Source organism: Methylobacterium nigriterrae (assembly GCF_037106235.1).
Classification (GTDB): domain Bacteria; phylum Pseudomonadota; class Alphaproteobacteria; order Rhizobiales; family Beijerinckiaceae; genus Methylobacterium; species Methylobacterium nigriterrae.
The window spans coordinates 1-1,124 of the sequence record NZ_JBAWTG010000402.1 but is presented as its reverse complement, the minus strand read 5'-3'; the positions used below and the strand labels follow the sequence as shown (position 1 = coordinate 1,124).

Below are 1,124 nucleotides of genomic sequence, written 5' to 3'. Positions count from 1 at the left end.
GTCTGCACCCATGTTTGGCTTTCTTCTAAGCCCGGTTCTGCCTCTTGAGCGCCCACACCTCTCCTTTCAGTCTCAGGATGCTAACGCAAGTTGCGGGTGGTCAAGCGTTCCAAGAGGGCTTGCCCGTGTGAAATGGTCCAGACCGTCTCAAATCCGTTCAATGCTGATCGCTCAGACCACTGCAGGTGCTGACGGGCGGGAGAGGCCGGCGTGGCTCGCCCAGGCCTTGCGGCGGTCGAGGCTCGGAAGCCGGTTGAGGGTGTCCAAGGCGCGGTCGAGGAAGCCGGTGCCGATCTCGGCGCAGTGAAGCTGCCGGGCGAGGCTGCCGCGCCCTCGTCGCCCACCCCGGTCTGACGTGGCCGGAGAAAATAACCAGCGGGCACTGAACCCCTGCCGACATCCTCGATTGACTCAGTAGGAGGTCGACCCCTCCGTTGGAGGCCAATCCCTCCAATCAGGAACTAAGTGGTTGGCTAGGATGCGAAAGGCCCCGTCCCCTGTCCACAAGGGGGCGGGGTTTTCTGCGTCCGGTCAGAGGTTGACCGGCATGCCTGGCTCAGAGCTGGCTCGTTATCGGGCGCGGTGCCGATTGACCCAAGATCCTGCTTGGGCAGCGCCGGCCCGAAGTCACCCACAACACCGCCGGGCCCAAGCTTGTAAAAGGTGCCGTCATCGATCGGAAACGACCCTCAAACGAGACTGCTCGATACAAATGCGTTTCTGAGACGGCCTCTGGCTGAGGGATCCTGCCCGCGAGCGGCCGCAGACTGAGCTTTGACAGGCCGCGCAGCTCGTTCCTTCTGCGGCTTCATCCGGCCGGGAATGGTCACCGGACCACCCCTTGCGAGACCGAAAAATTCTTCGGCAGAGCGCGGAACCCAAGCGCCGGCGCCGCGTTACGCGCGTGCGAGGCCCGAAAGGGCTCGCGCGGTGGGCGCCGGTCACCCGGTGTCCGGCGTCTCTCGTCATCACGTTGCTCAATGGAGGATGTGGTTATGAGGACTTATGACGTTGCGCCCCTGTTTCGCTCGTCCGTCGGTTTCGACCGGCTTCTCGATCTGCTCACCCAGGCCGAGCGGGTCGAGCCCTCCGCCGCTTGGCCACCCTACAACATCGAGAAGGTG

Annotated in this window: 1 protein-coding gene and 1 pseudogene; both read left to right on the top strand. The window is 63.6% G+C overall.

Features of this window, described 5'->3' with window-relative positions; translation table 11 throughout:
- Positions 1-210: 210 nt before the first annotated feature.
- Entirely contained in the window at positions 211-354 is a 144-nt protein-coding gene (locus tag WDW90_RS37405; protein ID WP_336492770.1) for a hypothetical protein, read from the top strand.
- Positions 355-995: 641 nt separating this feature from the next.
- A pseudogene (locus tag WDW90_RS37400) lies at positions 996-1,124 on the top strand (heat-shock protein); the annotation flags it as partial.